Origin of the sequence: Sphingorhabdus sp. (assembly GCF_023910635.1) — a bacterium.
Lineage (GTDB): Bacteria > Pseudomonadota > Alphaproteobacteria > Sphingomonadales > Sphingomonadaceae > Sphingorhabdus_B.
Map to the genome: position 1 here is coordinate 59,721 of NZ_JAAVVZ010000005.1, position 17,560 is coordinate 77,280.

Below are 17,560 nucleotides of genomic sequence, written 5' to 3' on the forward strand. Positions count from 1 at the left end.
CGGTTGCCAGAAATATGCAAAAAGGAGCTGAAAAATGCGACTTATCATTTCAATTGGAAGCTTGCGGGCGTTAGGCGCCTGCAACGAAATGGCAACCGAAGGCGAAACTGCAAATATTGAATTTTTTGGAATCAGAAACAAAATGCAAGACTCCCTTAATCTTGTTTCCCTAAGCTGGTTGCGTCTACTTGAAACGAAAGCACGCTGGGCATGAGGGCAGTTATGGCGACATTTAAGGCAAAGCTGTATCGTAAGAGCGTTTCGGCAGTCGCTTGGCTTGACGGCGGGATGCCAAAGATAATCATGGGATGGGTCGCCTGTATTGTAGTCGCCGGGATATTGCGGACCAGTTTTTCAGCATCCCCCATCACGAGCGGTGCCAGCCTGTTTCAAACGGTATTACCTTATATGCTGTTGGGGCTGTCCCCGGTTGCGGCATATTGGATCGCGGATCAACTTTTCCCCCGCGGATTGCTAATGCAACAACCCGAAATCCGTCTTTCGCGTATCGGTAAATGGCGTTCGGTGGACGTCCTTGTTGCGCGGGCAAACCCGATATTTGGTCCAACTGGCATGATGGCATCGCTGTTGATCGGAATGCTACTTAACGTCCCCGTCCGCAGCCTTGAATTCCTTGCGGCCGTGCCCGCTATGAATGGCAATGCGCCATTATGGGGCCAAGTCTTGTTCGCAGTGACCACATTTGATGTTGTCGTTATGAACTTTCTCTACATTTTATGTTTCATGGCGGCGCTGCGCTGCGTGCCATGGTTCCCGCGCTTTCTCTTTGTCGTATGGGGCTTTGACATCAGCGCGCAATTGTTCATGGCCCATGTTGTCGCAGGGACAGCGGGGTTGCCCGTCGGCGTGGGTGAAGCTCTGGTAAACCTGCTTCAGGGCAATATGCAAAAAGTGCTGATAAGCATGGCTATTTGGCTGCCCTATCTTATCCTCTCCGAACGGGTAAATCTTACCTATCGCAGCCGTGTTGCGCTGAACCCGGCCTGATAGAGCTGGCTATTGCCACGAGGAAGATCGTGATGGGATAGCTGAAATATAGCGCGCCATCGTAAAGCGCATAGACAAAAAACCCCACGACAGCGCCCACGCCCGCTGCGCTTTCTCCCTGCGTATAAGGCCATCCCCACCGCCGCAATGTCGGAATACAGATAAGCAATGTCAGCAACACTGAAAACACTCCGCCAGAGAATAGCATTTGCAGCGGCAGATTATGCGGGTGGAAAAAGCTGGCGGGTTTGGATGGGCCGGACTTGAGAAACTGGTTGATGCCCCAGCCCAATAGGGGCCTCTGGCTAATCTTTTCTATGGTGCCCGACCACAGGGCGGTCCGGCCTGAGCTTGTGTCGTGGCCAGCTTTCGCGGTGACATCCGCCATGCCTGTTGCTTCTGCAATACCATAAATGGGGTGCGGCAGAGGCAATATAGCTACCATCGCGGTGGACAACAGCGCCGATGCAGCAAAGAACTTCACGATTGATTTGCGATGACCCGCAGCTAGGAAAAACGTCGCAGTCACCACCACCAACGATGCCAGTAACGGACCGCGAGATCCGGTCCATAACGACAGGCCAAAACTGACCGCTCCGAACGATATTGGCAACACCCACCGCAGCCACATATTCGCCCGGTCGTGCATCGTGATCAGGCAAACCAGACCTGCCGTCACGCCAGCAAAGGCAAAATGCCCGATATGCCGAACATTATTCACGCCCGGTATTCTGGATATCCATTCACCGTCTTGAGGGGAATTGAGGAATATGTGGAGGGCCCACAATAAAGTCCACATCAATGTGCCTGCGCCGATGGACAACCATATGATTTGCGTAAATCGCGTCCCCGCCGTTCGCAAAACGTCGATGAGCGCCAGAAAAAACAAACCGGCAATCATCAGCTTGGCCATGCCGATACTTGCAAGAAGATAGTCTTTTCCGGGTTGGAACGACACAAAGATGGCGAGTATAAGCCACAGTACCAAAGCGAATTTGGATATGAAGGGCAGTGCCTGCACCGCGCGGAACGGAGAAAAGCTCCCGCTCATCGCCGACAATATAAAAACCAGTTGAACCAATGGGACCGCGAACGCGTTGGTGCGGACGAATATTTGCCAGCCTTCGGGGGCACTGGTGATGTCGAGCGGGGCCAGCACCATCCATGCGGGCAAAAGGCCAACGAGTATCGCAGCAACGCCCATCCGCATCCGAAAATTATCGTTATGCATATATTCCCCCAAACTGATCCGCCGCACGCCTAGCCTGATTATTTACCGGTTCAAGTTCACGAACATAGTTAACAATTCGTGCGTGCAGGCCTGTAGTTTTCCATATGTTACAACCGACGCCCATTAACCATTAGGGTTATATATCTTTAGTAACATATTGTGATTCGGTCACTTTATTGCCGTAGAAGTACAATTTTACGTCATGGTTAACAAAACTGAATTGTAAACTGTTGTTTACAATGCGTAAATTAAAATTGTTGACGATGATGCCCGTTTTGGAGGAGTTTTTACGTGTTCTAGGAAAACGAACGCGAATTGTGGCCAGACGCAACGCTGGTTTGAAAAAAATAACAGGGTCGCGTTTGGCACCAGTTTGTCTCCCTTTCCTAGTGCTCATCTTGTTCGGTCGGACACCGAAAGGGAATTTGCTTAGTTTTTGATAAGGGGTTTTATTATGGTTAAATTTGTAACTTCGTTTTTGCGTGACGAGAGCGGCGCTTCGGCTGCTGAATACGCTTTGATCCTCGCGATCGTTGGTACCGCTATCGTTGCCGGGGCATTAACATTGGGCCAAGAAATTGGAAATGCAATGACTGATGCTGGTGACTGCATTAAGACAGGTACAGCAGCAGCCTGCTCATAAATAAATTCCCGCCGCATTGGGCGACAGTGCGGCGGGCTATTTTTATTTATCACGAACATTGGGGCGGAATGCAGAATGCTTGCAAATCGTAATTTGCTGATCGTCGCGATTGCGGCATTCATCGGCATCATTGCCGTTGTTATAGCCAATAGCTATTTGTCGGGCGCTGAAAAGCAGCAACAGGTTGCTGCGGAACAAGGGCGCCTGGTACAGATAGCCGTTGCGCGGGTGCCATTGGAATATGGTGCAACGCTGACGTCGGAAAATATCCGGATGGTAAGCTGGCCAGCAACATCCATGCCTGTTGGCGCGTTTCAATCGCCCAAGGGGCTTTATGGTGGTGAGGCCCGCATTGTCTTGCGTCCCATCGAACCGGGTGAACCGATTTTGCCGGGCAAGATCACCGGCTTTGGCGGCAGAGCCAGCCTTTCGGAATTGCTTGAAACCGATATGCGCGCCGTTGCGGTGCGCATAAATGATGTGGCCGGGGTTGCAGGCTTTGTCCTTCCCGGTGACCGCGTCGATGTGCTGTTGACGCGCACGCCAATGCTTGATGGCGAAGCGGGCGAGGTGGAGCCAGTCACGGATATTCTACTACAAAATGTCGGCGTTCTGGCCATCGACCAATCACCGAACGAGAAAAAAACCGAACCGACAGTGGGTAAGACGGCAACATTGACCGTAGACCAACAAGGCGCGCAAAAATTGGCGCTTGCGGGGCAGGTCGGCACATTGTCTTTGGCCTTGCGCAATGCCGCGAACCAAGACGAGTTTATGTCACAGACCGTGGGAACCCGGGATTTGGGTCAAGGTAACACGGGGGCTAGCCTTTATGCTGGACCCGCAGAGCGCAATACTGCGCCGCCTGCATTTACCGCCAATCCGTTCCCTTATCCATCCCAGCCTGTGGCCGCCATGCGACGCGGCGCAGTAGCAGCAGTTAGGCCACGGCCAGCCAATTCGGTTGGCGTCGAAATCGTGCGTGGGACGACCAGCACAAGTTACGACGTCACGCGCCAGGGGGGATTTTAAGCGCATGAAAAAGGCATATTTCCTGACCGCAGCATTGCTTGCACTGGTCACGCCCCCCGCCGCACTGGCGCAGGGCTATTCCACATCATCTGACGCTGGCCTGCTTGCGGGGCAGTTGGATGTCCCATTGCACAAAAGCCAAGTTGTGACCGTAGACCGTCCCTTTTCCAAAGCGATGGTTGGCAATGACGAAATCGCCGATATTGTTCCTGTTACCAACCGATCACTTTATGTGCTGGGTAAGAAAATGGGCACGACCAGCCTGACGATTTATGACCGTAACAATATCGTTATCTCGGTGGTCGATGTCGCTGTAGGGCCGGACATTGTTTCGCTGCGGCGGCAAATGGCCGAGCTGATCCCCGGTGAGCAAATTGGCGCGCGCATTTCGAATGACGCCGTCGTTTTGACGGGCGTTGTATCCAACGGCCCTGCCGTCGACCGCGCCATGCAACTCGCGCAAAGCTATGCTGGTGACAAGGTCATCAACATGATGTCGGTAGGCGCAAGCCAGCAGGTGATGCTGGAGGTGCGCTTTTCCGAAATTAATCGCCAGACGGGCAAGCAAATCGGCTTTAGCGGATTTACGAGCGGCGATGGTGGAACCTTTGGTTCGGCAACGGGAAATGGCGCTGGCCTGACGACCGATCCGGAAACTGGGCAGGGGATATTGCGCCTCGATTCCATCACCGGCAGCTTTGGCGTGTTCCGCAAAACGTTTGGCGCATTGGGGCTGAACATAAACGCTACGCTTGACGCGCTGGAACGCAAGGGGCTGGTAAAGACGCTGGCTGAACCAACGTTGATCGCGCTTTCGGGTGAGACGGCATCATTTCTTGCCGGTGGCGAATTTCCTGTGCCGGTGCAGCAAAGCAGTGGTGGCGGAGACTCAGGCGGCATTACGGTCGAGTTTAAGCCGTTCGGCGTCAGCCTGGCCTTTACCCCGACCATATTGGCCGACGGCATCATCAATCTTCAGGTGGAACCAGAGGTCAGCTCAATCGACCCGAGCGCATCCATCACTGTAAACGGCCTTACGATCCCAGGATTGCAAACCCGCCGCGCCAATACGGTGTTGGAATTGCGGGATGGGGAATCCTTCGCCTTGGCTGGCCTGATCCGCAAGGATTTCGCGACCACCGTGCGTCAAGTGCCATTATTGGGATCAATCCCCATCATTGGCGCTTTGTTCCGGTCAACCGGCTTTAACAAGGGCGAAACCGAACTGGTGATTGTTGTTACGCCGCGCATTGTGCAACCGGTGAAGGCAAGCCAGATTCAACTGCCCACCGACCGCGTGCAGAACCCAAATGAGGGTGAGCTGTTTCTATTGGGGCGCACGGACAAAGCCATGGGCGTCAACCCGCTTGATCCCAATGCACCACCGCCAGAAGGCAGCATGTCGACCACAACAAAAAAGGTAGATGGCTATGACTATTAAGCGCATCATCGCAGGTGTTGCACTCGCCCTGATGGTTACGGCCTGTACGCCCAACGACATCGGCCTCGGCAATGCCGCCCGCGCCAATTACGCCATGCAGGTGGTCGACCCCGATCCAAGTTATGAAGGCCCCCAAGTCGCCAACGGCGCGCAGACCGCCGCTGCACAAGACCGCTATCGTAAGGGAACGGTCAAAAAACCCGTTAGCGTGAAAACGACTACCGGTGGTTCAGGCAGTGGTTCCGGTGCGCAATCCAATTAAGTGGGTAAGGAGAATGCAGCGTGTTGCGGTTATTATGGCGCTTGAAAAAAGATGAATCGGCGGCGGTCGCAGTAACCGTTGCGTTATCACTTTTTGGCCTGATCGCCGTTGGCGGCATTGCGTTTGACTATGCGCGTATGGCGACGCTTGACACCGAATTGCAAAACGCCGCTGATCAGGCCGCTCTGGCGGGAGTAACGCAGTTGGATGGCCTTCCTGGCGCGCGCGCGCGCGCCACAACTGCCGCGCAGTCCTTAGTATTGAATGATACCCGGCTTTCGAACGATGGGTTGGGAAGAACCGTTAACATTCCGACCGTTGAATTCCTTACCGACGCTAATATCTTGGCCACATCCGACGCCAATGCCGACCGTGTGCGCGTTAGCGTTACCCCAAGAAGCGTTCGTTTTGCACTCACCCCAATTGTCGGTCTTTTCGGGTCCGGTAACCTGCCTGCAAGCGCACTGGCGGGTCTTGAAACGTCTATTTGCAACGTTCCACCGCTGTACATGGCGTTTGATCCGGCAAGCGAAGATCTGTCCCGACTTAAAAAAGGTACGGGTGTTTTGCTCTTGGGCGCGGAGGACGCAAGCCAGTTTGGTTATCTCGATAATGGTAAAGGCGGTGGAAACGCCGTTCAACAGGCGATGGCGTGGGATGATCAGCAAGGGATGTGCCAGCGCACGGCATCTGTTTCGATCCAAACCGGCGTGATTGCGGCGGTTGAGAAAGGCTTCAACAGCCGTTTTGGCGGAAAGGGAAATTGCCCCAATGGCGGAACATGCAGCGCCGCATTGGTTCAGACATCCTATCCGCGTGATTCATGCCATGCCACAAATTTCACGCCCAAAAAGCCAGTAGCGCCTTGCACAACGGTTATTGGGGATGGCGCGTGGCCCGGACAGAATGTCAGCATGAAAGAGACGCGTTACGAACGATATAAAGCCGCCGTTGGTTCAAATTATGACATTGGCAATGATCGCCGCCGATTGACCGTCGCCGTTATTCCATTTGGCGCATTTGGCAGCGGCAGTTCGGGAACCCCCGTAACGCCGACATTATGGCTGGATGTGTTCATAACCGAAGAAATGTCGGGGAACGGTAATTCTAAGAAGGATCCGCTGCGTTTTTATGTCGAGGTCATTGGCGAGAGCAGCTCGGCAGCCTCCGGACGTCGCGACGTACCATATTTAATTGAATGACCATGAAGACCGTCCGTGCCTTGATATCTTGTAAACAAGGTTCTGCTGGCGCCGAAATGGCGTTAGTGACGCCGTTGCTGATCATCATCATGTTCGGTATTTTTGAGGCCGGTAATTTTTTCTGGAACCAGCATATCGTGGAAAACGCCGTTCGTGATGGCGTCCGCTTTGCGGGGCGTAAGCCGCTGTCCGAATTTGCCGGCTGCGCGCCGAGCACTGCGGTTGTGAGCGAAACCCGCAATGTGATACGAACCGGGCGCGTTTCGGGTGGGACACCGCGTATTGCCGGGTGGACTGATGGCGCTGCGACAATCACCATCACCGGCCATTGCAGCGCCACGACCAAGACCGGCATTTATGTGAACAGCCCCGCTGGGGCTCCTGTGGTCAACGTGACAGCGACCGTGTCCTACAACGCGTTATTCAACAATCTTGGCTTTACGACAGCCACATTGAACTTGCAGGCTAATGCGCAAGCGGCGGCGATGGGGTTTTGATGGTCAACCGGGTATTTCATCTATGCCGCCGGGTCGCAAGGAACCAAACAGCGGCGAGTGCAGCCGAGTTTGCGCTGGTTCTGCCGCTGTTGCTGCTGTTCATTTTTGGTATCATTGATGTTGGCCGGTTAATGTGGGAATGGAATAGGGCGGAAAAGGCAACCCAAATGGGTGTGCGTTTTGCCGCGGTGACGGATATTGTGCCTTCGGGGCTGGCGGGTTATGATTTTGCTACACAAGCCAATGTTGCGCAGGGTTATTCTGTAAGTTCTGCGCTCTTTCCGGGTGTGCGTTGCACCGGCACGGCGACCACTGCCAACTGCACTTGCAAAGGGACGTGCGGTTTTCCGCTCACTTCAAACGCCACGGCCTTTAACAATATCGTAACCCGAATGCGCCGAATGGAAGGGCGGATAACGCCTGCCAATGTGGTCATTGACTATGATTATTCGGGGCTAGGCTTCGCAGGCAACCCATATGGGCCTGATGTAGCGCCAATTATAACGGTGCGTATCCGGGATATGGAATTCGAGTCCATCGTGGGGCAACTCTTCGGTGGCGTGATTGATAAAGAGGGGTTCGCATCGTCCCTGACTTTAGAAGATGGCACCGGTTCGGTGTCTAATTAGGTAACATGACCATGGGCTATCTCAATCAACTTCAAACTTTAAAGGAGGAATGGGCTTTGGACCTCCATCCACATTCTGTGCTCCTTATAATGTCCGAGGCCGAAATGGTTGCGGCGCATCTTGATACTGTGGAATTTGGTACATTACCAATTCTTGTCCAAACCTTACCATTAGACGCCGAAATCCCTTCGGAAGACCTTGCGAATGCCAGCATACTGGTTTTGGAAGTGTCGCCTGCCAGCGCAGCTTCATTGGATCGCCTGTCCGCAGTGCGCGCGCTTTATCCTGATCTTCCGATAATTGCGGCAGTTCGCGATGCCAATCTGCCGCTCGTGCGTTCGTTGCTGAAGCAAGGTGTACGTGATGTCGTCGGCTTACCATTGCCGCATGCCGAAATAATCGAAATATTGCAGGAAATCTCGACAGAATTGCGGGCGGTGTCCTCTCCTGAGAGTGCATTGGGACAGCTGGTAACGATCATAAAAAGTATCGGCGGTGTTGGCGCAACGACGATTGCTACGCATCTGGGCAGTGAACTGGCTGCGCGGAACACCGGCCGTGGTGTGTGCGTCTTTGACCTGGATCTGCAATTTGGCGACGCGGCGTCTTATTTGGGCCTATCAAACGAACTGACCATTGCAAATTTGTTAGACGCCGGTGCACGCATTGATGGCGATTTGCTTCGCTCGGTTGCCACAATAACCGACGGAGGACTGCACGTCATAGCGGCGCCTGTTGATATGATGCCAATTGAGGCCGTCAACGCCGACCAGATCCTGCGGATTATCGATCTCGCGCGCCAGCAATATGACTATGTCGTCCTTGATCTGCCGACCAATTGGACCAATTGGGCCTTGTCTCTGGTGGCCCGTTCCACGGCGATATTCTTAATTGTTGAATTGTCCGTCGGAAGCCTGCGCCAGGCGAAACGGCAGCTTCAGCTGCTGAACAGCCAAGGCATTAGCGGTTCTCATGTTCATGTCGTGGCCAACCGCGTGGAAAAACGCATGTTTCGCACCATCGATCTTGAATCTGCGTCTTTGGCACTAGGTCACCCGGTGGAATTGAGTATCCATAACGACCATCCGTTGGTGCGTGCGGCGCACGACCAAGGCGTTTTGATTCAACATATCCGTGCGAAAAGCAAAATCGTTTCCGACATCGCTGCGTTTCTTCCACGTCTCGGGTTGGAGGTCTAGGCGATGTGGCAGATACGAACAGGCGATGAACTTGCGGTGCCAAGTGCATCTGGCGTCTTAGTCGCCAATGATGTTCAAAGCGATACGCTTGATTACATCAATCTGAAAGTAGAGCTGCATCGTCGTTTGCTGGACCTCATCAATTTGTCCGCATTAGAAAAAATGACCAGGCCCCAGATTGAGACCGAAATTGGTGAGCTTGTGCATGAACAGCTCGCCCTTCAAAAACATGCATTGAACCAAGAGGAACGCAAACGCCTCGTCGCCGATATATTGGACGAATTGTTGGGGCTCGGGCCGCTTGAACCGTTGCTGCAAGATCCGTCGATTACCGATATTTTGGTAAATGGACATGACACCGTGTTCGTTGAACGCGGCGGTGTTCTTGAGCGTGTAGAAACGCGATTTAAAGATGAACGCCACTTATTGCGTATCATCCAAAAGATTGTGAGCGCAGTCGGACGACGCGTTGATGAATCCTCGCCATTTGTAGATGCTCGGTTGCCCGATGGTTCGCGGGTGAATGCTATTGTGCCACCGCTCGCGGTTGATGGCTCATTGCTGTCCATTCGTAAGTTCGCAAAAATCCCCATCAGCATGGCAAAATTAGCGGAATATGGGAGTGTCCCGCCGGAAATCGCCGAGGTTTTAGGGGGTATCGTCCGAGCACGGCGCAATGTCCTGATTTCAGGGGGAACTGGTTCCGGCAAAACCACTTTGTTGAATGCGATGTCGTCATTTATCGACGAACGTGAACGGGTTGTGACAATTGAAGATTCCGCCGAACTCCAGCTTCAACAGAGGCACGTTGCCCGTCTGGAAACACGGCCGCCCAATATAGAAGGCAAGGGCGAAATCGGTCAGCGCGATCTGGTTAAAAACGCGCTTCGTATGCGTCCAGATCGCATCATCGTTGGCGAGGTACGCGCCGGTGAAGCCTTTGACATGTTACAAGCCATGAACACTGGCCATGATGGGTCGATGACCACGGTCCATGCAAACACTCCGCGTGATGCGCTGTCGCGTCTTGAGCAGATGATCGGCATGAGCGGCATTGATATCTCGCCCCGATCGGCGCGTGCGCAAATCGCCTCAGCGCTCCATGTGGTTGTCCAAATTGGTCGGCTTTCCGACGGACGCCGTCGGCTCCTAAGCCTCTCCGAAATCGTTGGGATGGAAGGCGAGGTCGTTACCATGCAAGAAATTTTTCGGTTCAAGATGATGGGCCGGGACGAGAATAATCTGGTAATCGGGCATTTTGAAGCGACGGGTATCAGGCCAAAAATGATGGATGAGTTGGCCGCGCACGGGATTAATCTGTCCCCGGATCTCTTCCGTCCGGATCGGGTGATAGCCTAATGAACCCGATGATCGCCAGACTTGTCATCCTTATCCTTTTATTTGTGGCGGTGTTTCTTCTTGCCGAGTTGGCCATTTCAGCAGTGCGACGCCGCTCGTCAGAAACCCGTGCCATTAATAAGCGCTTGCGAATGATCGAAGGCGGAATGGACCGGGAACTGGTGTCGTCGAAATTGCGCAAGTCACAACCACTTGAATTTGCCAGCGGCAACGGGTTTATTGGTAAGGCGCTTGCGAATATTCAACAGTCGGTGATAGCGAGCGGCGTCGCAATGCCTGCGCATCAGATCATGTTGGCTATGGCACTGGGTTCGGCGTTGGTCACCGTAATCGTGATCATCGGCGCGGCAATCGCGGGCTACGCGATCAATTTTGGCAGTGTTCAATTGGCTTTGGTCGTTGGTCTTGCGATTGGGCTTGGCATTCCTTTGGTCATTTTATCGCGGATAGCGTCGAAGCGTCGGCAGAAAATGCAGGAGCAATTTCCCGTTGCTCTCGACATATTTATTCGAGGATTGCGGTCGGGTCACCCGGTGTCGTCGGCGTTAGATTTGCTTACCAAAGAAATGGAAGACCCGCTGGGCTCTGAATTTGGTCTTGTGCTTGATGAAGTGGCCTATGGCGCAGATGTGCGTGATGCCCTCCAATCCATGGCGGATCGTTGGGGACTGGAAGATATCCAGATGTTTGTCGTGTCCTTGTCCGTACAAAATGAAACAGGCGGCAATCTTGCTGAAATCCTTGCAAATTTGTCTTCTGTCATCCGTGAACGCGCGAGCATGTATATGAAAGTCCGTGCGCTGAGTTCAGAGGGCCGGATGACAGCTCTGGTTTTGACTGCGCTGCCGCTTTTGACCATCTCGGGACTGTTTCTGCTAAATCCCTCATTTTATCTCGACGTTGCGCAAGATCCGATATTTGTTCCGGGATTTCTGGGGCTGGTAGTTTTATACTTCATCGGCTTTTTCACTATTCGCCGCATGATAGATTTGAAGGTCTGAAATGTTAGGCGGACTCTCTCTGAACGGGCCTATGCGGTTTGCGTTGCTTGCCTTGGTGTTTGTCATCGTGATGGCAATCGTCATTTTAATGTCCAATGCGTATGCGCGGCGTGCGGCAACTCGGTCGCGATTAGACGAAGTGCGCGGGCAGCAAAGTCGACTAACGGCCTCTGCCAGTCTTCGCGGCGATACTATGGCTAAGGGGTGGCATAAGCTTACCGCGATTATTGAAAAATCAGGGATTTCGCTGGTCGATACCCAGGGCGATAGCCTGCGTGCCCGTTTAGTTGCTGCCGGATATAATTCTCCACTCGCACCGAAGGTCTTCACGGCAGTTCGTCTTGGAATGCTGGTGGTATTGCCGACGATATTTGTAAGCGTCATTTTCTTAGGAGGCACGGAGGTTTCGCCGTTCAAACTGTATCTGTTTGGCGTGGCACTCGCGATATTTGGCCTTTATGCCCCGAACCTATTCATTTCAGCAAAGGCCGATCGTCGCCGGGAGGCTATCGTCAATGGTTTTCCCGATAGCCTCGACCTGATGCTGGTATGCGTGGAGGCCGGCCTGGGTATGGAGGCTGCATTTGACCGTGTAGGTCGGGAGATGCAAAATTCGCATCCATTGGTGGCCGAGATGTTATCTATCGTCACACTAGAATTGCGCGCCGGTTCTACCCGCGAAGAAGCATTGCGGAACATGGCAACTAGGACTCAAGTCACCGAAATCCGTTCATTTGCGACGTTGCTCATCCAATCCGATAAATTGGGTTCGAGCATTGGCGAGACGTTGCGCGTCTACGCTTCGGAAATGCGCGAAAAACGTCGGATGCGCGCAGAGGAAAAGGCGCACCGTTTGCCAGTGCTCTTGTCGGTACCTCTTGTGGCCTGCATGCTGCCCGTAATGATTGGTGTTCTGATGTTGCCCGCGATTATTCGTCTAGTCCGCGAAATGTTGCCAGCGATGAGTGGGGGGTAGGAAAATGCATATTTCATTTGCGAGATGTGTTTTGGGTGGATGCGCAACCCTTACAGTGGGAGGATGCGCCACCCAGCAGAATGCCCAGCCGGAATATCGGTTGTCGGCACCGTCAGCGCAAATTGTCGAAAGCACGTCAATGTTGCAACGGGGCAGGGCGCAATTGGCCGCTGGCCTCGAAGCCTTGGCAGTTGAATCTTTTCGTGCAGAAATTCGATTAAACCCCGACAGTGCAGAAGCATATAACGGTTTGGCAGTGGCTTATGGTCGCATCGGGCGCAATGATCTGGCGCAGCGTTATTTTGAATTCGCGCTGGCAAATGATCCCCTGAACGTCAAAGTGCAGGCTAATCTTGCTAAGCTTCAAGGCAAAGAAGGGTTCGCGGCTCAACAAGCCGTTGCCTCGCCCATCGGTCCCGCGCGAGAGCCCGTGGCAGTTACGGCAAACAATCTCGATCAGCTTAGCGTCGTTTTCGAAGATGTCCCTATATTGCCGTTGCCGGCCGCAGCACAGATAAAATCTGAGGCATTAAGCGACACACCAACGCAGGAAATTTTGGCAAAACGCGGGATATTGTCGGCGCGTTTTGCCGTGGCGTCGGCTGATGTGGCAATGGATAAGGCTGACAAAAATGTTGTTTTGCGGACTTTTGTGCCGGTTCCGCCGGTCAAGCCACCCGTGCGCCCTTCGGAGCGCCCGATCCCTTATCTCCAGCCAGACATCCGTGCAGGTGCTCGGTTGGAACGGGTATCTTTGAACGAAGTGCGATTGATTACCCTGGCAACAAACCTTCCACAGGGCCAGCAGCCAAAGCGGAGCTTTGATAGCTTCGGCGACCGGATAGCATTGTGGTTGCCCGCATATATGAACGCGGAACAAGCCGCTAGCCGTTACCAGGGGGATGAAAATATCGTGATCATGGCGGCGGTTGAGCGTGCGACGTTAAAGAAGAAGGTGGCGGTCGCGTCGAAAACGCATGGCGTACACGTGCCTGAATTTGCTTATATATTCTTTGCCGACAGCACGGGTTCTGTTGGCACCTGACGTCATTATGAAACAACTTATTCTTGGACTTTTTCTGGCGCTCACTGCGGCGGCTGGACTTCGTGCGCAGTCCGATGAGCCCGCTTTGCGTGCGCAGGTGCACTATTTGCAGCAGGTGGATGTCGCAATCCGTGAGGGCAGGTTGACCCAAGCGGGGCAGATGATCGCCTTGCTAGAGCGATCTGGTTCTAGCGCTTTTGCTGATGACCTTCGCCTGTTAAAGGCCGAGTTCCACATTGCCCATATGGACGTGGCATCGGCATCTATGGCCTTGTCGCGTATTGAAAACCGTGAACGAAACATCTGCCGCATCGATTCCGCCATGGGATGGGTGGCTGCTAATCAACAGGCTTTTGATGACGCCATAGTCGCTTTAGCCAGAGCGACTAAAAATTGTTCCGACGACGCGGGGGCGTGGAATTTGCTTGGTCTGGCGTTCCTTGGAAAAGGCGAGACAATGGCCGCGCGTGATGCATTTGGAGCGGCTATGTTGCTCGAACCCGAAAATGCGCAGTTGATGAATAACGACGCCCTCGCGGCGTTGCAGGATGGTGCCGTGGATGCTGCCTTGCACGCCTTGAGCCGCGCTGCCGAAAAAAGTCCGCTAAATCGTGCAATTTCGGCCAATCGAAATTTCGTTGCCGGCATTGCTGGCTTTGCACCAGTGCGTGAAAAAGGGGAAAGCGATGCCGATTGGAGCGCCAAACTGCTCCAATATGCCCAAGGTGCAAAATCCGCATCTCGTAAGCTTCAGGCGACTGCTTTGTTCTCCCGTGCCATCCTCATGCTAGATCGGTTTGACGAAGCCGTCTGGTCCGAAGTAAAACAAGTAATTGGGGGTGCCACTAAATGACTGTTACGTTTGGCTTTATCGCCATTTGGGTGGCCACTCTTTTTGCCGCAGCCATTTCCGATTTACGGGCATATCGCATACCTAACGCGCTGCCAGGCGTCTTAATGCTGCTTTTTGGTGTAGCTCAAATCATAGATTCAAACGCAACGGTTCCTTGGAGCAATATCGCGCATTTTGGGATCGCCCTGATTGTGGGCATGTTTCTGTTCAGTAGGGGGTGGATCGGTGGTGGAGATGCAAAGCTATACGCAGCAACCGCCTTGTGGTTCGCGTTGAACGGCGCCGCGATATTGTTGTTTTTCACGACGATTGCCGGTGCAGTGCTTGCCGTGGGCTTTATCGTCGCGCGTATGACGGGCCTCCGTAAAAATGTGCCTAAGGAGGACCGCCGCATTCCTTATGGCGTTGCCATCGCCGCCGGCGGTGTGATCGCCGCCGCCTTTGTTGGCTGGCCCGCAATATTTGCCAATCTGCCTAAGTGGCCCTGACCCTAAAAGTTTAATTCTGCGAAGAACGCATGCCTTCGCGTTTCACGATCAATTCGGCACGAGAGGCGACACCAAGTTTTCGGTATACACTGTTGAGGTGGATTTTAACCGTACCTTCGGTCAATGTGCATCGATCTGCTATTTGACGGTTTCGTAATCCTAAGCACACAAGTTCAACAATCTCCATCTCTCTCTTGGTCAAAAGATCATCAGAACGAATGCCCCGGCTTGGTTTATCAACGGAATATTGCAATGCCGGCTCAGTAACGCCACGCTCGAACCACTTGCCGCCGGCTAATATGGTGTTCATGCCATTAATGATGACTTCAGGGTCGCTATCTTTCAAAGCTATGCCTTTGACGCCAAGACGCATGGCCTCAATCGTCTGTTCCGGGTCAATATGGACCGTCAGGAACATAGTTGGAATATGTGGATAGTGTAAGCGCATATGCCGCAAAACCCGAAGTCCACCACCACCGTGCATCGTGACATCAAGCATCGCAAGATCTGGTCGCGCATTATCCAACTTGGCAATCGCCTCATCCACGGACAACGCCGTATCAACCGTGAAGTCGCAGCTGTCTTCTAAATATTGGCTAAAGCCATGTAAGAAGAAAGGATGGTCGTCTACTACAAGAATGCTAGTCATTCTCTATCTGCTGCATGGGAATACGGATCGATAACAACGTTCCTTTCCCAAGCCCCTCCGCATAGGCCTCACCGTTGACGAGTCTCAATCGTTCTCGCAGCGAAGCTGATTTCAATGTTAATTCAGGTTTTTCATATACCTGAGGCCCCTCAAGCGGTTGGCTTAAATCAATAACCGCCATCATGAGTGCATCTTGCTTGAGCGATAGTGTAACTGTCAAGGATTTGCTTTTGGCGTGGCGGGCAGCATTAGTGATTACCTCACGTAACAAATGCTCGATATTGAATGACGATTCCTTATCGACCGGTATGGCAGGCTCTTCCGATTTTAACTTTACTTCAATGCCCCATTGCAACGAAATGGTCCGGACGCAGATATCTATCTGGGACACCAGATTTACGGTATAATCAACGGTATCGCTGCGTTCCAAAAATCCGCGAAGACGGGCTTGTTCCAAGGTTACAATATCAACTGCTTTCCTAATTTCCAATTCGATTGGATGTTGAATCACATCCTTACGCTTCGTCAGTAGCAATAAACGCATGCGCAACGCGGCAAGTGTTTGTAAAACTCCATCGTGCAGATCGCGGCGCGCAACATCGTGCGCATCTGCTATAAAATTCCGTTGAGCAGTCGCGACTTTCCCTAAATATTCACTCATTTCAGTTACATGGCGACCGACGAACGCAGCCTCTGCCATTAATACGACATCAATGTGATTGTTGACAGCGCAGATAAATCCACCCCGCATGTGGTCAATCTGTAGGGGTTGAACCAAGGCTGCTCTGATGTCGGCGCGACGGAGCACATGCGCAATGCGCTGCTCATTTTCATCAAAGGACCGATGACGCCCGGTATCGGGGCAGATGACGCGGTTAAGCTGCGTATCAAAAAGACTGTAACCAATCGGTAAGTGGCGAAGAGCGTTCAACAGATCTTCGCGCTCTTGCTCCTTCTGCAAAATCGGCAGGTTGCACTGATGATACTGGCCCGTTGCATACTGCGACGGTCCCTGCACCATACAGGCAGCTTGTTGCGGCCCAAACAAGAATGCGGATGCATTTGTCCACGCCTGAAGGTCAAACTCAAACGATTTTTCAAGCGAGAGGGTGTGCAGAGACGAAAATTCAATGCTGAAAAGTTTCAAGCGATATTTCCGGCTGGCCGATATCATAACCATGCCCATCGCAAGGAGCACCATCAGTTGGGATATGGCGTCCGATAGTTCCGACGAGGCAATTGTCGGCGGTGGGGAAGTTCCGGCAAGTTGTACTGCAAGGGAACTTAGAAGAAAAATAAACACGGCAAAAGCAACAGCAGCCAATACATGCTTGCCTTTCAACCCGATTGTCATCGCAATCGCGCCAACGCACACAGCAAAGGCCATAACAGGGATCGTCGCAATCTCCGTCCCCTGAAGCAGTGTGATGGCACAGAGGATCAAAATCGTGTCGCCGGCAACCTGCGCGCGTAGCGCACTTGGTTGTAGCAGTTGGCCGCCAACAGCGAGCAGTGTCGTCGCAGCAGTCCATCCAAGAAAAGCATAAAAGCAAAATTGCAGTGACTTGGTAAAAGTCAGCTCATCTGGAGATGTCGATAAAGCTAAAAAAATGATGCTGCATAACAATATTCGTGCAAGCGGCCATGCCAATAAAATGACGGCTGTAGGTAATCGATTTAGCACTTGATTGGGTATCCGCATTCTGTGAACTCGTTAAAAATACAATAGTATAACCTTTAGTCTAATACAAGGGTTATAGTTTTGAATTATAATGGTTAAAATTGCCTAACATTCTTGCCAATCGACTGCAGTTGGTGATTACTACCTAAATAACGAATCAGTTTTACCATTCTAGGGTCGCCCACTGGAATGGCAAACCCGACAGCTTGAGTAATCGAGCCTGAGGTTTGCACAGATTAGGATAAGGGCATCATGGCCACTGTATATTGTCTGAGGACAGGCGTGTGCGTTTGTTCTTGTACAGAATTTTTCACAGGTTTCTGTGGGCCATGCCGTTCGCCAATGACCAAGCACGCACCGTGCC

Annotated in this window: 19 protein-coding genes; 16 read left to right on the plus strand and 3 right to left on the minus strand. The window is 52.7% G+C overall.

The genetic code is table 11. The features are described 5' to 3' along the window. Nucleotides 1-34 precede the first annotated feature (34 nt). Nucleotides 35-214 (plus strand): hypothetical protein, encoded by a 180-nt coding sequence (locus tag HEQ34_RS04115; protein WP_296197784.1) that lies wholly within the window; start codon nucleotides 35-37, stop codon nucleotides 212-214. Then, on the plus strand, nucleotides 211-1,008 hold the full coding sequence (locus HEQ34_RS04120; RefSeq protein ID WP_296197787.1) for a DUF2569 domain-containing protein: 798 nt from the start codon (nucleotides 211-213) through the stop codon (nucleotides 1,006-1,008). The genes HEQ34_RS04115 and HEQ34_RS04120 overlap by 4 nt, the downstream gene beginning before the upstream one ends. Here the strand turns inward: HEQ34_RS04120 and HEQ34_RS04125 are convergent. Beyond that, entirely contained in the window at nucleotides 971-2,239 is a 1,269-nt protein-coding gene (locus HEQ34_RS04125) for an O-antigen ligase family protein (RefSeq protein WP_296197790.1), read from the minus strand. The genes HEQ34_RS04120 and HEQ34_RS04125 overlap by 38 nt on opposite strands. 454 nt (nucleotides 2,240-2,693) lie before the next feature. Between HEQ34_RS04125 and HEQ34_RS04130 the strand changes: the two genes are divergently transcribed. The 14 genes from HEQ34_RS04130 to HEQ34_RS04195 all read left to right on the plus strand — a co-directional run bounded on the left by HEQ34_RS04130 (nucleotide 2,694) and on the right by HEQ34_RS04195 (nucleotide 14,866). Next, a complete protein-coding gene (locus HEQ34_RS04130) occupies nucleotides 2,694-2,882 on the plus strand; it encodes a Flp family type IVb pilin (protein ID WP_296197792.1) in 189 nt (62 codons plus the stop codon). 75 nt (nucleotides 2,883-2,957) lie between these two features. Further along, nucleotides 2,958-3,914 (plus strand): Flp pilus assembly protein CpaB, encoded by a 957-nt coding sequence (cpaB, locus tag HEQ34_RS04135; protein WP_296197795.1) that lies wholly within the window; start codon nucleotides 2,958-2,960, stop codon nucleotides 3,912-3,914. Nucleotides 3,915-3,918: 4 nt separating this feature from the next. Further along, nucleotides 3,919-5,355 carry a type II and III secretion system protein family protein gene (locus HEQ34_RS04140; protein WP_296197797.1) on the plus strand — a complete coding sequence of 479 codons (1,437 nt, stop codon included), beginning with the start codon at nucleotides 3,919-3,921 and terminating at the stop codon, nucleotides 5,353-5,355. After that, nucleotides 5,345-5,617, plus strand: a complete 273-nt coding sequence (locus HEQ34_RS04145) for a hypothetical protein (RefSeq protein WP_296197799.1) — start codon at nucleotides 5,345-5,347, stop codon at nucleotides 5,615-5,617. The genes HEQ34_RS04140 and HEQ34_RS04145 overlap by 11 nt, the downstream gene beginning before the upstream one ends. Before the next feature lie 20 nt (nucleotides 5,618-5,637). Continuing rightward, nucleotides 5,638-6,819: a TadE/TadG family type IV pilus assembly protein gene (locus tag HEQ34_RS04150; protein ID WP_296197801.1), complete on the plus strand. Its 1,182-nt coding sequence runs from the start codon at nucleotides 5,638-5,640 to the stop codon at nucleotides 6,817-6,819. 2 nt (nucleotides 6,820-6,821) lie between these two features. Beyond that, on the plus strand, nucleotides 6,822-7,316 hold the full coding sequence (locus HEQ34_RS04155; protein ID WP_296197804.1) for a TadE/TadG family type IV pilus assembly protein: 495 nt from the start codon (nucleotides 6,822-6,824) through the stop codon (nucleotides 7,314-7,316). Then, nucleotides 7,316-7,945: a TadE/TadG family type IV pilus assembly protein gene (locus tag HEQ34_RS04160; protein ID WP_296197807.1), complete on the plus strand. Its 630-nt coding sequence runs from the start codon at nucleotides 7,316-7,318 to the stop codon at nucleotides 7,943-7,945. The genes HEQ34_RS04155 and HEQ34_RS04160 overlap by 1 nt, the downstream gene beginning before the upstream one ends. An 89-nt stretch (nucleotides 7,946-8,034) precedes the next feature. Continuing rightward, on the plus strand, nucleotides 8,035-9,144 hold the full coding sequence (locus tag HEQ34_RS04165) for an AAA family ATPase (protein WP_296197810.1): 1,110 nt from the start codon (nucleotides 8,035-8,037) through the stop codon (nucleotides 9,142-9,144). 3 nt (nucleotides 9,145-9,147) lie between these two features. Beyond that, on the plus strand, nucleotides 9,148-10,503 hold the full coding sequence (locus HEQ34_RS04170; protein WP_296197812.1) for a CpaF family protein: 1,356 nt from the start codon (nucleotides 9,148-9,150) through the stop codon (nucleotides 10,501-10,503). Further along, nucleotides 10,503-11,504, plus strand: a complete 1,002-nt coding sequence (locus HEQ34_RS04175) for a type II secretion system F family protein (protein WP_296197814.1) — start codon at nucleotides 10,503-10,505, stop codon at nucleotides 11,502-11,504. The genes HEQ34_RS04170 and HEQ34_RS04175 overlap by 1 nt, the downstream gene beginning before the upstream one ends. A 31-nt stretch (nucleotides 11,505-11,535) precedes the next feature. Next, nucleotides 11,536-12,480, plus strand: coding sequence for a type II secretion system F family protein (locus HEQ34_RS04180; protein ID WP_296197817.1), 945 nt, complete (start codon nucleotides 11,536-11,538; stop codon nucleotides 12,478-12,480). A 4-nt stretch (nucleotides 12,481-12,484) separates the two neighbouring features. Next, on the plus strand, nucleotides 12,485-13,525 hold the full coding sequence (locus HEQ34_RS04185) for a hypothetical protein (RefSeq protein WP_296197819.1): 1,041 nt from the start codon (nucleotides 12,485-12,487) through the stop codon (nucleotides 13,523-13,525). A gap of 7 nt (nucleotides 13,526-13,532) precedes the next feature. Beyond that, nucleotides 13,533-14,378, plus strand: coding sequence for a hypothetical protein (locus HEQ34_RS04190; RefSeq protein WP_296197821.1), 846 nt, complete (start codon nucleotides 13,533-13,535; stop codon nucleotides 14,376-14,378). Further along, nucleotides 14,375-14,866, plus strand: a complete 492-nt coding sequence (locus tag HEQ34_RS04195; protein ID WP_296197823.1) for a prepilin peptidase — start codon at nucleotides 14,375-14,377, stop codon at nucleotides 14,864-14,866. The genes HEQ34_RS04190 and HEQ34_RS04195 overlap by 4 nt, the downstream gene beginning before the upstream one ends. Nucleotides 14,867-14,876: 10 nt before the next feature. Here HEQ34_RS04195 and HEQ34_RS04200 read toward each other — a convergent pair whose 3' ends face one another. Further along, entirely contained in the window at nucleotides 14,877-15,515 is a 639-nt protein-coding gene (locus HEQ34_RS04200; protein ID WP_296197826.1) for a response regulator transcription factor, read from the minus strand. Continuing rightward, nucleotides 15,508-17,217: a hypothetical protein gene (locus HEQ34_RS04205; RefSeq protein WP_296197829.1), complete on the minus strand. Its 1,710-nt coding sequence runs from the start codon at nucleotides 17,215-17,217 to the stop codon at nucleotides 15,508-15,510. The genes HEQ34_RS04200 and HEQ34_RS04205 overlap by 8 nt, the downstream gene beginning before the upstream one ends. Between the last annotated feature and the right edge of the window lie 343 nt (nucleotides 17,218-17,560).